General features: G+C 70.4%; 11 protein-coding genes. 4 read left to right on the top strand and 7 right to left on the bottom strand.

Annotated elements, in window-relative coordinates; genetic code table 11:
- Nucleotides 1–4: 4 nt before the first annotated feature.
- The 3 genes from GC106_RS47650 to GC106_RS10345 form a co-directional block, all read right to left on the bottom strand.
- Entirely contained in the window at nt 5–1,198 is a 1,194-nt protein-coding gene (locus tag GC106_RS47650; RefSeq protein ID WP_173127493.1) for a glycosyltransferase 87 family protein, read from the bottom strand.
- Nucleotides 1,195–2,550, bottom strand: a complete 1,356-nt coding sequence (locus GC106_RS10350) for a glycosyltransferase 87 family protein (protein WP_173127490.1) — start codon at nt 2,548–2,550, stop codon at nt 1,195–1,197. Before GC106_RS10350 ends, GC106_RS47650 begins: the two co-directional genes overlap by 4 nt.
- Before the next feature lie 119 nt (nt 2,551–2,669).
- On the bottom strand, nt 2,670–3,488 hold the full coding sequence (locus tag GC106_RS10345; RefSeq protein WP_173127487.1) for a hypothetical protein: 819 nt from the start codon (nt 3,486–3,488) through the stop codon (nt 2,670–2,672).
- Between the two features lie 202 nt (nt 3,489–3,690).
- Here GC106_RS10345 and GC106_RS10340 point away from each other — a divergent pair, with 202 nt between their 5' ends.
- The 3 genes from GC106_RS10340 (at nt 3,691) to GC106_RS10330 (ending at nt 7,237) form a co-directional block, all read left to right on the top strand.
- Complete coding sequence (locus GC106_RS10340) at nt 3,691–6,003, top strand: sigma-70 family RNA polymerase sigma factor (protein ID WP_173127484.1); 2,313 nt, start codon at nt 3,691–3,693, stop codon at nt 6,001–6,003.
- A 113-nt stretch (nt 6,004–6,116) separates the two neighbouring features.
- Nucleotides 6,117–6,674: a GtrA family protein gene (locus tag GC106_RS10335; protein ID WP_173127481.1), complete on the top strand. Its 558-nt coding sequence runs from the start codon at nt 6,117–6,119 to the stop codon at nt 6,672–6,674.
- A 23-nt stretch (nt 6,675–6,697) separates the two neighbouring features.
- Nucleotides 6,698–7,237, top strand: a complete 540-nt coding sequence (locus GC106_RS10330) for a GtrA family protein (RefSeq protein WP_173127479.1) — start codon at nt 6,698–6,700, stop codon at nt 7,235–7,237.
- Here GC106_RS10330 and GC106_RS10325 read toward each other — a convergent pair.
- Both GC106_RS10325 and GC106_RS10320 read right to left on the bottom strand, forming a co-directional pair.
- Nucleotides 7,234–8,511 (bottom strand): sensor histidine kinase, encoded by a 1,278-nt coding sequence (locus GC106_RS10325; protein ID WP_173127476.1) that lies wholly within the window; start codon nt 8,509–8,511, stop codon nt 7,234–7,236. The genes GC106_RS10330 and GC106_RS10325 overlap by 4 nt on opposite strands.
- 8 nt (nt 8,512–8,519) lie before the next feature.
- Nucleotides 8,520–9,200 (bottom strand): response regulator transcription factor, encoded by a 681-nt coding sequence (locus tag GC106_RS10320; RefSeq protein ID WP_173127473.1) that lies wholly within the window; start codon nt 9,198–9,200, stop codon nt 8,520–8,522.
- Nucleotides 9,201–9,233: 33 nt separating this feature from the next.
- On the opposite strand from GC106_RS10320, the gene hisN reads away from it, so the two are divergent.
- Nucleotides 9,234–10,016, top strand: a complete 783-nt coding sequence (hisN, locus tag GC106_RS10315) for a histidinol-phosphatase (RefSeq protein WP_173127470.1) — start codon at nt 9,234–9,236, stop codon at nt 10,014–10,016.
- A 15-nt stretch (nt 10,017–10,031) separates the two neighbouring features.
- Here hisN and GC106_RS10310 read toward each other — a convergent pair whose 3' ends face one another.
- Together GC106_RS10310 and GC106_RS10305 are read right to left on the bottom strand one after the other, a co-directional pair.
- Nucleotides 10,032–10,310, bottom strand: coding sequence for a hypothetical protein (locus GC106_RS10310; RefSeq protein WP_173127467.1), 279 nt, complete (start codon nt 10,308–10,310; stop codon nt 10,032–10,034).
- The gene (locus tag GC106_RS10305) at nt 10,300–12,486 is read right to left on the bottom strand and encodes a TNT domain-containing protein (RefSeq protein WP_173127463.1); all 2,187 of its coding nucleotides are present in this window, start codon (nt 12,484–12,486) and stop codon (nt 10,300–10,302) included. The genes GC106_RS10310 and GC106_RS10305 overlap by 11 nt, the downstream gene beginning before the upstream one ends.

Raw genomic sequence — 12,486 nt, 5'->3', positions numbered from 1 at the left:
CAGGTCACCCTACCTGCGTCAACTGGCGAGCCGGACGCCAGGAGTACAAGGCGGCCCCGAGCAGAGCGATCGGGTAGATCAGATAGCCCCAGCGGGTCGCGGGCATCAGCAGCATCGCCACGCCCAGCCCGACGCCGGTGCGCAGCAGGATCTCCGCGGTGGTGCGCGGCGGACGCGCGAGCAGCCACCACAGCATGCCGACCGCGGCCAGTGCCAGCAGGACCAGCACGGCCGTGTGCCCGACCGGCCCGGTCTGTTCGAGCAGGTGCCCTGGCAGCGGGCTGCCCGCCGGGGACCGCACCGCGGCCATGTTGGCCGGGAACCGGATCACGTTGTCCACGAACGCTTCCCAGTTCGTCGCGGCGGAAAGGCCGGTGAACACGACCATCCCGGCGACGAACGTGGCAAGGAAGCGCCACGAGAAGGCAAGCGCCACGGCCACGACGACGGCCGCGGGCAACGCCGTCAGCTTCATGCTGGACGCCAGCGCCAGCACCAGCGCGGCCCACTCCGGCCGTGACCGCATCGCGAGGACGGCACCGAGGACGAGCAACGCGACCACGGGCATGTCATTGCCCGCGACCGCCGCCGACAAGGTCGTGAAAGTCGTCAAAGCGACGAACTGGACGGGCCGGACCGACAGCGAGGGCCAGTCGAGGGCCTTCAGGATCAGCAGGAAGATCACCACGGTCAGCATGAACGCGACGATCCGGGCGTCGGTCACCACGGACCGGCCGAACAACGCGTTGGGCAGCCCGAGCAGGGCCATGGCAGGGCTGTACGGCGTGTAGTCGTCCACCACCGGCGGCCGATTCAAAGTCGACAAGTCGACATACGGCGAGCCGGTGGCCCACAGCAGGCGCCCGGCCCGCTCGATCACCCACACCTCGGGCTGCGCGGTCATCGAGTGCGCGGGCGAGCCCCAGTCCCGGCCGGTCATCCGCTTGAAGACCAGCACGAGCATCGGCACGACCATGCCCAGCGCGACCACGTAGCCGACCGGAATCCACCGTGATCCCTCGCGTCGTGTCAGCAACAGGATCGCGGTGTGCAGGAAGGCGAACGCGTATCCGACGACCGCGAAGTTGCCCCATACCCGGAAGCCGTAGAACTCCGAGAACACCGCCGTGTACGCGGCGTCCAGGCCGAAACCCAGGTAGAACGCGGCGTCGATCAGCCGGGAACGCTGCTGCCTCACGACGATTGACCGGCTGCGATCCTCGGCTGTTCGTCACCGGCGCGGGCGCGCAGACGTCTGCGCACCACCCGGATCGCGATCGCGATACCCGCGCCGACCGGGACGATCATGTACGCGCTGCCGGGGATGAACTCCCACCAGTGCCACAGCAGTTCCCTGCCGAACCCGCCGCGCATCCACAGCAGGATGCAACTGACGAACACCACGAACACCGCCAGCGGCGCGACCGCGGCCCGCGCGATCCGCGCGACCCCCTGCGGCAACGGGTCGGGCATCCGGGCGATCAGCATGATCAGCAGCGGCACCACCCAGACGTAGTGGTGGGTCCACGTGACCGGACTGAACAGCAGCCCGAAGAACGCGCTGACCAGCAACGCCGTCACCGCGCGGCCGTGCCGGTGGAACCGGCGGACCAGCAGCATCGCCGGGATCGCCAGCAGCGCGCCGATCGCCAGCGCGATCTTGGTCGAGTTCGGGTCGAGCAGGGTGATCCGGTTGATCAGGCCGTTCAGCGACTGGTTGCCGTTCCAGTAGACCGGGCCGATCCGGGCCGGGTCGCCGACGATCGTGACGGTCCAGTACTTCCAGGTGTCGCTCGCGGAGATGGCGAACATCAGGCCCTGCAGGCCGACGAACGTGGCGAACGCCCGGACCGCCGAGGCACGCCGGCCGACCAGCACCAGGTGCGCGACGAAGATCAACGGCGTCAGCTTGATCGCGGCGGCGATGCCGATGAGCACCCCGCCCCACTTGCCGATCCGGCCGCCCGCGGTGGTGATCACCAGCACGTCGACGACCACGATCACCAGCAGGATCAGGTTGATCTGGCCGAGGAACAGCGTCCGCCAGACCGGTTCCAGGCCCAGCATCAGCACGGAGAACCAGACGGTCGCCCTGCGCGGCTCCAGCCAGCTCGGCCGGCGGGGGACCTTGTCCAGCGTGATCCGGATGACCAGGCTCATCGCCAGCACGGAGGTCGCGCTGAGAAAGCCCCACGAGACCGTCGTCGGGAACAACGCCATCGGGACGAAGAACAACGCGGCCGACGGCGCGTAGGTGAACGGCAGCTGCGCCCACCACGGCTCGGCGAGCAACGTCATCTTGTCGTAGAGCGGCTCTCCGGTGAGCAACGCGATGCCGCCCGCCCGGTAGACGGCGGAGTCGACGCCCATCTTGCCGTGCGCGATCCACACGGCGATGCCGGTGATGATGAAGGCGGCGGGCACGGCCAGCACGACCCACATCGCGCGCCATGACCCGACGAACCACTCAACCGCCGCGGTGACCTTCCCCGGGCCCTGCCCCGTCGCCCGCACGGGCGCACCCCCGCTGCGCTCGTCCACGTCGCTCACCCGGACAGCAAATCACGAAGACCACCCGAACGTGGCCCGAGCCCCCGCATCCCCCCTCGTGAGTGTTTACGCGTGTTCTAACCCCGATAAACACTCACGAGGGATGACCTGGGGTTTTGTCAGCTGCGGCTGAGGGAGGCGATCAGCTCGCAGGCCTGCTCGTGGGTCGGCGGAAGCCGGTGCAGGCGCACTTCGACGGGTCCGGCCGTGTGCAGCTGTGGGTCGACCGAGAGCCGCCCGGCCAGCGCCAGCTGGGCGTCCACACTGCGTTTGGCCAGGTCAGGCTCGCGTTCGGTGAGCACGACGGCCACCGACGGGCCGAGCAGCGCCAGGCTCTCGCCGCCGTCGAAGACCTGACGAAGCACGTCCGCGGCGAGCACCATCGCCATCAGCCGGGACCAGCCGACCACCGCGGAGAGGTCGATACGGACAGTGAGCAACACGTGCCGGGGCAACCGCGCCTCGCGCGCGGCCCGGCGGTAGATCTCACCGAGCCGGGTGCGCAGGTAGGCGGCCGTGGACAGGCCGGTCAGGCTCTCCCGGACCTCGCTGCGGGCGATCTCCCGCGACGACACGTCGGCCCAGGCCAGCGCCGTCAACCGGAGCAGACGGGCCGGGGTGGCGTCCGGGTTGGCCGCGAGCAGGCGCGGGTCGCTGAGCACCGCGTGCAGGGCCGCGACGTCCGTCAGGGTCTCGTCCAGCCCCGCCCCGGAGACCGCACGCGCCCGGCCGAGATCCGCCAACGGGTCCGCCAGATCGGCTTTGACCAGCGCGGACGCACAGACCGCGTCGACTTCGGGCAGCGCCCAGTCGCTCGGGTACCGCCAGCCGGCCGCGATGCTGGCGCCACGCCATCTGGCACGCAGGGACCGCAGGGCGGCGTCCGCACCATCGGCGTCGCCACGGGGTGACCGGGAACCCGCTTCGCGAACCGCCACAGTTACCAGTTCCTCTCCGCCGATCGGAAGATCCGGATCTGAAACGTCGCAGGGTGTCAGGTGTGACGCGGTTCCGACCGAATTGTCATGCGAACGGATTACCCGCTCACACTCGGCTAACAACCGGCCTGGCCGGGGAGATGACTCCGTGACGTGGGTCGGTCACACTTACCGGCATCACGGGCAGCGACGAGGGAGGCACGTGTCCACAGTTCCCGCTGAGGCGCACGGCCCGAGCGACGCCGAACTGATCAATTCGGTGCGCCGGGGCACGGTCTCGGCATACGGGTCGCTCTACGAACGGCACGTCGGAGCCGCGTACAACCTCGCCCGCCAGCTGAGCCGGTCCCAGGCGGAGGCCGACGACCTGGTGTCCGAGGCGTTCGCCAAGGTGCTGGACACGCTTCGGGCCGGTCGCGGCCCGGATTCGGCCTTTCGCGCATACCTGCTGACCGCCCTGCGGCACACCGCGTACGACAAGACCCGGCGGGACAAGCGAGTCGAACTGTCCGACGACGTCACCACGATCGCGGGCGCGGAGACAGCGGTCCCGTTCTCGGACACCGCCGTCGCAGGCTTGGAGCGTTCGCTCGCCGCGCGTGCGTTCGCCCGGCTACCTGAGCGCTGGCAGGCCGTGCTGTGGCACACCGAGGTCGAAGGGCAGTCGCCCGCCGAGGTCGCGCCCATCCTCGGCCTGACGCCCAACGGCGTGAGCGCGTTGGCCTACCGCGCCCGTGAAGGCCTACGGCAGGCGTACCTTCAGGTGCACCTGGCCGAGTCGACGAACGAGCGCTGCAAGGCGACCGCGGAGCGCCTGGGCGCGTGGACCAGGGGCGGGCTTTCCAAGCGGGAGACCGCACAGGTCGAAGCGCATCTGGACGAGTGCGAGCGCTGCCGGGCGCTGGCGGTGGAACTGGCCGACGTCAACAGCGGCATGCGCGTGGTCGTCGCGCCGCTGGTCCTCGGCGCCGGGGCGCTCGGCTACCTGGCGACGACCGGCGCCAAGACCACCACGGCCGTCGTCGCGGGCGCCGCGGCGGGCACGGCCGCGGGCGCCGGTGGTGCGGCGTCTTCTCTACCACGGCAGTTCGTGGGCGTGGGCGCGTCCGTCGCGGCCTTGGCCGCGGCCGTCGTGCTCGCGCTGACGGCCGCCGAGACGCAGGAAATCCCGACCGCGCAGCAGCAGCCTTCGCCGACGAGCTCCCCGCAGCGACCGGTGCCACCACCGCAGTCGCCGGTACTCCCGCCGCCCGTGCCGCCGCCTCCGCCGCAGAACACGCCGACGACGCCGTCACCACCCCCAGCACCACCGCCGCCGTCGAGTCCACAGCCACCACCGGCCCCGAGCACTCTGGCGCCGACGCAGGCACCCCCAACGCAGGCGCCTCCGACACAGGCGCCTCCACCGCAGCCCGGACCGCCGAGTCTGACGGTCCCGTCGCTGACGCCGATCACGCTCGTGCCAGGCAGCGGCCCGACTGATCTGCCCCTGTCGGTGACCAACAACGGTGGCACGGTGTCCGAGCCTGTCGTCGCCGCCTTGACCCTGCCGCCGGGCGTGAACGCTGTCGGGACGTCCCGGATGGCCGGTTCCGGCGTGCTGCGCCTCAATGGCGCGCTGCAACAGGATTCGGTGTCGTGCCCGGGCGGTTCCGGGACCGTGTCCTGTACGAACGGCCGTGGCCTGCGGCCGGGCGAGTCCGTGACGCTGCTGTTCCGCATCGACGCCGACGAGAACAGCCCAGGCGGGAACATCGTGGGCACGGTCAGCGCAGGCAGTTCCGTGAGCGTGCCGGTTTCGGTGCGCGTCGACGTCCAGCCACCGGTGCGCAAGGACGGTGTGTCGATCTACGCGTTCCAGGACTGGCTCGGCATCCCCGCGCCCGGCCGGAACCGCACCGCGAGCCTGCAGGCGGTGGCCAAGAACACCGGTGAGAGCACCAAACCGGTCACGGTCACGTTCGACCAGCCCGGCTCGATGCTCTCGGCCTGGCCGGCCGCGTCCTGTACGTCCAACGGCACGACGCTGAGCTGCGTGACGTCGCAGCCGCTGAGCCCCGGCGACCGCTTCTACCTGCGAGTACGGCTCACTCCGCCGAATTCCGGCGGCGCGGACGGCGAGCCGCCCTTCTGGCACGGCAAGGTCCTGGTGACGGCGTCGCTCGGGACGGCGAGCGCGAGCACGACGGTCAAAATCCCGTGGTGGAACTGGCCGGTGCCGCCCGACCCGAAGCCGACCAGCACCACGAAGCCTCCCGTCACGACGACCACGACTCCGCCACGGACGACGACCAAACCGCCAGTCACGACGACCACGAACCCGAAGACGGTGACCACGACGACTCCACCGAAGGAGACCTCGACACCGCCCAAGCAGACGACGACAACACCGACGCGACCGACAACGTCACCACCGCCGCCGAAGGATCACTGCGCGGGCTTGGGCCCGGTGGAAAGGCTGCTGGCGGTACTGACGGGTCGCTGCCCGCCCGGCACCGGGCCTGCGCCGCGCTGAGGGGCCCTGATTGTCCTGAAATGGGGTAAAGCTCCCGCGTTGGGCGTGGGCGGGCACACAATGTACGGCACTGCTGTCAAGGGCCGAATTGTGGATCAGTAGGCTCTGCCGCCATGGCCTTTGTGCAGAGCCTCTTCAAGCATCTCCCTGAGCCGGTGCGCAAGCTGATGCTCAAGCACCGTGAGCTGCTCAGGTTCGCTGTGGTGGGCGGAATCTGCTTCCTGGCCACGAACGTGTTCAACTACACGCTCAAGCTTACGATCTTGAACGAGCACCCCGTCACGGCACTGGCCGTCGCGGTGATCCTGGCGACGATCCTGTCGTACGTGCTGAACCGCGAGTGGTCCTTCCACACCCGCGGCGGGCGCGAACGCCACCACGAAGCCGCGCTGTTCTTCCTGATCAGCGGGATCGGCGTGGCGCTGAACTCGGCGCCGCTGTTCGTCTCGCGGTACGTCTTCGACCTGATGGTGCCGAATGTGAGCCTGGTCACCCAGGAGGTCGCGGACTTCGCCAGCGGCATGATCCTCGGCACCCTGCTCGCGATGGTCTTCCGCTGGTGGGCGTTCAAGAAGTGGGTCTTCCCCGAGGCCAACGCCCGGACCCGGACCACCCGCACCGGGCGCCGGCTGCACGCCGTCCGGGACGACGAGGACCGCCGCGCGGCCTGACCCGCCGTCCGTAGACTGCGGAAGTGTCCATCGTCGAAAGCGTGCTGGCTCAGGTTCCCGAGCCGCTGCGTTCGGTGCTCATCAAGCATCGCGAGCTGCTGAAGTTCGCGATCGTCGGCGGCACCACGTTCGTGATCGACAACGGCATCTGGTTCTTCCTCAAGCTCACCGTCCTGGAGAGCAAACCGATCACGGCCAAGGCGATCGCGGTCATCATCGCCACGATCGTGTCGTACATCCTCAACCGCGAGTGGTCGTTCCGGACCCGCGGCGGACGCGAACGCCACCACGAAGCCGCGCTGTTCTTCCTGATCAGCGGCGGTGGCGTGGCGATCAACCTGGTGCCGCCGTACGTCTCGCGCTACGTGCTGGACCTCGAAGTGCCGCACGTCGAGCGCTGGGTGCAGGAGGTCGCCGACTTCCTGTCCGGGTCGGTGATCGGCATGCTGCTGGCGACGTTCTTCCGGTTCTGGGGTTTCCGCCGCTGGGTCTTCCCCCAGGCCAACGCCCGCCCGCGCATCGTGCGCAACGACCCGGCCGACGAGGAGCTCGGGCACTCCTAGCGCGGGGACCGCTCAGCGGGCCAGCGCACGCCGCGTACTTCGTCCACCCTGGGCACCGGCAGGAAGATCGTGAAGGTCGGCGGACGCGGCACGGACAGCTTCAGGCGTCCGCCGTCCGACTCGACAAGGGCACGCGCGAGGGCGAGCCCGACGCCTGTCGAGCCCACGCCGGACACGCCACGGTCGAAGATGTGCGCGACGAGCTCGTCCGGGACGCCGTTGCCGCCGTCGGAGACCTCGATCGACACCGTCGCCTCGGTGGCGCGTACGGACACCGAGACCGGGCCTGCGCCGTGCCGCAACGCGTTGTCCAGCAACACGCCGATCGCCTCGCGCAGCCTGGCTGTGGTGGCTTTCGCCACCGGCCGGCCGTGTACTCGCACGCGTAGCGCACGTCCCTTGGCACGCAACGGGTCGCGCCATTCGTTGACGATCTCGGGCAGCGCGGCGGCCAGATCGAGTGGTTCGGCGTCCGTCGCGCGGGCTTCGCGGGCCGCCTCCAGCAGCTCGTCGAGTACGTCGCCCAGCCGTTCCGCTTGCTCCAACGCCGCCGCGGCGTCGACGGCGTTCTCCCGGTCGCTGGTGTGCTGCAACGCCTCCAGCCGCAGTTGCAGCGCGGTCAGGCGGCTACGCAGCTGATGGGAGACGTCACCGACGAGGTCCCGTTCCCGCTGCACCAGCTCGGCCAGCGCGCCCGCCGAGGTGTCCAGCGCTTCGGCGACGCGGTCGAGCTCCGCGACGCCGTAGCGCCGTGGATCGGGCCTGAAGTCGCCCGCGCCAAGCTTTCCGGCACGGTTGGCGACGTGGCCGAGCGGTTGCGCCAGGCGGCGCGCGGTCACGATGGCCACGCCGGTGGCGATCGCGATCGTGACCACGATGGTCAGCACGACCAGCCCGGCGACCTGGGTCTGCCGTTGCCGGGTCGGGCCGGCGGGCTGCTCGATGGTGACCGTGCCCTTACGCAGGATGTCGATCTGCTCGGCCAGCACGTCGTGGCCCGGGTCCGGGCCGTACATCTGGGTCGGCTCGCCCGGCAGCGTGACGATCAGCCTGCGGTTGGCGGGGATCGCCGACTGCACGTCGGAGATGTCCAGCGGCCTGTTGTTGGCCAGGTCGTCGTCCAGCTGCAGGCCGATCTGCTGGACCTGGATGCGGAGCTCTTCCCTGGTCAGCGTCTCCACCAGGCGCAGCGCGGTCCACCCGAGCGGGACGCCGAGGGCGAGCGTGGTCACCGCGACCGCCAGCAGAATCGCCAGCAGGATCCGCCTGCGCATGTTTTTCCTTAGTCGGCGTTGAACCGGAAACCGACGCCACGGACCGTGGCTATCCGGCGTTCGGTCGCCCCGCGCGGGCCGATGTCGCCGAGCTTGCGGCGCAACCAGGACATGTGCATGTCCAGGGTCTTGCTCGTCTTGCGCTCGGGCGCGTCGTCCCACACCTCGGCGAGGATCTCCTCACGGGTGACCACCTGGCCGGCCCGCTGGATCAGCACGCGAAGAAGCTCGAACTCCTTGTTGGCCAGCGTGATCTCCTGGCCGTCGACGGTCACCACGCGGGCGGCGAGGTCCATCTTCACGCCGTTGACCTCCACCGCGCCCGGCGCCTGGCGGCGCATCAGGGCACGGATGCGGGCCAGCAGTTCGGCGAGGCGGAACGGCTTGGCGACGTAGTCGTCGGCGCCCGCGTCCAGGCCGACGACGAAGTCGACCTCGTCCGCCCGTGCGGTCAGCATCAGCACCGGCAGGCCACGCCCGGACGAGCGCAGCCGCCGGCAGACCTCCAGCCCGTCCATCCCGGGCAGCCCGAGGTCGAGCACCAGCAGATCCGCCCGGCCCGCGTCGGCGAACTCCAACGCACTCAGCCCGTCGGTGACGACCTCCACGGCGTAGCCCTCACGCTGCAGAGCACGCGACAACGGGTCTGCGATCGCCGAGTCGTCCTCGGCCAGCAGCACCACACTCACGGTCACCACTGTAGGCCTGGCACGATCAGGACCGTGTCAGCCAGCCTTGACTTCGCGTTGCGTCTCGCCGACGCGGCCGACGAGATCACCTCGGCCCGCTTCCGCGCCCAGGACCTGAAGGTCTCCCGCAAACCGGACCGCACCCCGGTCACCGACGCCGACACGGCCGTCGAGGACGCCATCCGGGCTTTGATCGCGCGGCATCACCCGGACGACCAGGTGGCGGGCGAAGAGCGCGGTGGCGAGATCGGCCGGGGCCGGACGTGGGTGATCGACCCGATCGACGGCACGAAGAACTTCCTGCGCGGGGTGCCCGCGTGGGCGACCCTGATCTCGTTGGTGATCAACGGTCACCCGGTTGTCGGCGTGGTGAGCGCGCCCGCGTTGGGCAGGCGCTGGTTCGCCGAGGCGACCGAGGGCGCTTATGCCGAGGACGGCAGGAACCTGTCCGTCTCCGGCGTCACGTCCTTGTCAGACGCGTACCTGTCCACGACGCACCTCGGCTCGTGGGTGGAGTACCACTCGCGGGAGGCCTACCTGCGACTCGTGGACGCCTGCTGGGAGAACCGGGCCTTCGGCGACTTCTGGCAGCACTGCCTGGTCGCCGAGGGCGTGATCGACATCGCGGCCGAGGCGATCGTGAACCCGTGGGACGTGGCGGCGATCGAGGTGATCGTGAAGGAGGCGGGCGGCCGGTTCACGGACCTCAAGGGCGTGGACACGTTCCTGGGCGGCTCGGCCCTGTCCACCAACGGCCACCTGCACGACGCGGCTTTGGCCCAACTCGGGACCGGTGACCTGCCGTCTGCCGGGTGAGAGCAGCGTCGCCCGTCAGTCCGCCTTGATCACGCCGACCGCGCCGCGGGCGACCTGAGCCCACGTCAGGCGGCCGAAGAGGTAGTGACAGGCGACTTGTTCGTTCGTGAACCGGGCCCAGTCGTAGCGGTTGCCCTGCTCGCGCCAGAAGACTTCCCAGCTCACGGCGCCGTTCTCGTCGGGTTCGTCGGTGCGGATCAGGCACCACGCGTTGTCGGCTTCGGTGCCCACCGAGACCAGTTCCGCGGGGATGCCGACCGCTCCCAGCCAGCCGGTGATCGACTCAGCCTTCATTCCCTGTCTCCTCCGCGAGGTATCCGAGCGCGATCAGGTCCAGCGCCGGATGGGTGGTCCGGTAGCGCACGCCTCCGCCGCTCTGGCCGAACCAGGCCGCGGATATCCCGCGCCACACCGGAAGTGGCTTGAGCACTCGGTATCGGCGGTACTCGGCATGGACGTGCGAAGGGGGCAGCGCGCGTTGGGCGAACGACGTGTCGGCGGCGGCGAAGACGCGGCCTTCCGGCGTGCCGAAGCGGTCGATGACCGTACCCGGGCCGAGAACTTCGGGTTCGCCTGGAGCCGTTGCGCCTTCAGGGAAAAGCTCACTCGGTGGCCACGCGTACTCGGTGTCCATTGTGTCTCGCCCGCTTCCCGCGCGGACGACGAACCGGCGTGACCAGTCGCGTTCGTTCTGTCCCGCAAGGGGATCGTGGTCGGCGGTCACGTCGTCGGCGGGCACGGGCGGTCCTGACGTGACCGCGTCCCCGCCTTCGAGGGCCCACGCCAACGCCTCGGCGTCGTCGATCAGCTCCGACTCGGGGTGGTCGTGCGGTTCGAAACGCATGCCCGCGGCGTAGTCGAACTCGACCGGTGGCGGCGGAAGTTGCCGGGCCGGACGGGCCGCCGCGACCGGCATGTGCCCGAGCGGGAACATCCGCACCAGCCAGAGCGCGATCGTGGACTCCTGGTCCTCCTGCGGCTTGGCCGGCGCCGCCATGGGCGCCGGTTGCGGCGCTTGCTGCCGGACCGGTTCGGCCGTGACAGCGATCGGGACCGGTCCACGCGGAGCCTGTTGCTGTGCTTGGGCTTGTTGCTGCGGCGGCGGTGGAGCGGCCGGCTGCGCCGAAGCGGCCGGAGGAGGCGGCGACGGCGCCTGAGGCGGTGGTGGCGCGCCACCACCGCTCACGAAGGGCGACCCGGCCGCGGGCGGCTGGTTGACCGGCGGCTGCGCGGGGATCGCCGGAGATGCCTGGGCGGCAGGCGCTTGAGTGGGCGGTGGGGCGTCGAGAACAGCCGCCGCACCCGCGATCTGCACGCCATGGTCAGGCCGTTGGAAACCAGACGGCGGGGTGATCGCGTCGTGGTCGATGCGAGGCAGCGGGCCGGTGACGGGGTCCGCGGGCGCGGGAAGGATGCCCGGTCCGCCCGGAGGCACGACGCCTGGCGCCGGGTCAGGACCGGCGTGGCCGGGTGCGCCACCGCCGCCGTGACCAGGTCCGAAGCCGCCGCCGGGCACCTCGCCAGGCAGCACGCCCGGACCGCGCCCACCGGGGTCCGTCACGCCAGGCACACCAGGAAGCCCTGGCCCGTGACCACCCGGATCGACCACGCCGGGAGGCAGCGGACCGTGACCACCGGGGTTCACCACGCCGGACACGGCATCGTGCACCGGCGCGAGCGGGCCCTGACCACCGGGATTCACCACATCCTGCACAGGCCCAAGCGGACCCTGCCCACCCGGATTCACCACCCCAGATACCGCATCGTGCACCGGCGCGAGCGGGCCCTGACCACCGGGATTCACCACATCCTGCACAGGCCCAAGCGGACCCTGCCCACCCGGATTCACCACACCGGACACCGCATCCTGCACCGGCGCCAACGGGCCCTGACCACCCAGCAACGCCGTATCGACCAGGCTGCCACCGTGTGCGCCTGGGTTGGTGTTCACGATCGGCTCGACCGTGTCCATCACCACGCCGCTGGCCGGCTGGACCGCGGTGACCAAAGTGGACTGGACGTTCGCGATGTTCGCCGCGGCGCCCTTGATCGCGGTGTCCAGGCCGAGCAGGGCCGTCGGGTCGCCGGACCGTTCGGCCACGTCGACGTTCTTGGCCAACGGCGTCAGCTCGCGCACGATCGCCACCTTGGCCTGGCCGATCTGGTTGGCCGCGTGGTCGAGCCTGTCCGCGTTCGCCGCGCAGCCCTTGGCGATCCTGGTCAAATGGCCGGTGTCCGGCTGGACGAACTTGCCCCAGTGCTGCCGGGCCGAGTCCGCCCCCGCGCCCTGGGTGGTGTTCAGCGCGCTCCGGGCCGTGGTGTCGGCCTCGCTGATCAGCGCGTTGATCTTCTGGCCGGTGTCCCGCCAGGCCTGCGCGGCCTCGCGCATCTTGTCCTCGTCGGCGGCCGGCCACTTGACTCCGGTCCGGGCCGCGATGCCGGCGAGTTCCGCGGGCAGTTCGATGCCCAT

The sequence above is a fragment of the Kibdelosporangium persicum genome, from assembly GCF_013280595.1.
GTDB classification, from domain to species: Bacteria; Actinomycetota; Actinomycetes; order Mycobacteriales; family Pseudonocardiaceae; genus Kibdelosporangium; species Kibdelosporangium persicum.
This window is presented reverse-complemented; position numbering and strand designations above follow the sequence as displayed.

Coding starts and splice junctions, on each gene's coding strand:
- GC106_RS10335 (WP_173127481.1), top strand. CDS start 6,117: ATGGCCTTTGTGCAGAGCCTCTTCAAGCATCTCCCTGAGCCGGTGCGC.
- GC106_RS10325 (WP_173127476.1), bottom strand. CDS start 8,511: ATGCGCAGGCGGATCCTGCTGGCGATTCTGCTGGCGGTCGCGGTGACC.
- GC106_RS10310 (WP_173127467.1), bottom strand. CDS start 10,310: ATGAAGGCTGAGTCGATCACCGGCTGGCTGGGAGCGGTCGGCATCCCC.
- GC106_RS10305 (WP_173127463.1), bottom strand. CDS start 12,486: ATGGGCATCGAACTGCCCGCGGAACTCGCCGGCATCGCGGCCCGGACC.